The organism is Oleiphilus sp. HI0132 (assembly GCF_001635845.1).
This window is the reverse complement of the sequence record NZ_LWGJ01001445.1, coordinates 1-410: the sequence shown is the minus strand read 5'-3', so window position 1 is coordinate 410 and position 410 is coordinate 1. Positions and strand designations below refer to the sequence as shown.

The following is a 410-nucleotide window of genomic DNA, read 5'->3' as shown; positions in this document are numbered from 1 at the left end:
ATCAGGCTCAGGCTCAGGCTCAGGCTCAGGCTCAGGCTCAGGCTCAGGCTCAGGCTCAGGCTCAGGCTCAGGCTCAGGCTCAGGCTCAGGCTCAGGCTCAGGGCTTAGGTCATGAATTTCGCTCAGGTATTCTTGAAGTGCTGGAGGCGGTTCTGTCTTGTTTAAAGAATTTTCGTTTTCTGTTGGTTCATCAGTGTTATTTGATTCTTGTTGATCCGAGCTTAAACTTTCCTCGACTTCCTCGACTTCCTCGACTTCCTCGACTTCCTCGACTTCCTCGACTTCCTCGACTTCCTCGACTTCCTCGACTTCCTCGACTTCCTCGACTTCCTCGACTTCCTCGACTTCCTCGACTTCCTCGACTTCCTCGACTTCCTCGACTTCCTCGACTTCCTCGACTTCAGTCGACA

General features: G+C 52.7%; 1 protein-coding gene. It reads right to left on the bottom strand.

What is annotated here, in order from left to right:
* On the bottom strand, positions 1-410 hold a 410-nt coding region (locus A3766_RS32225), incomplete at both ends, for a hypothetical protein (protein ID WP_231882962.1).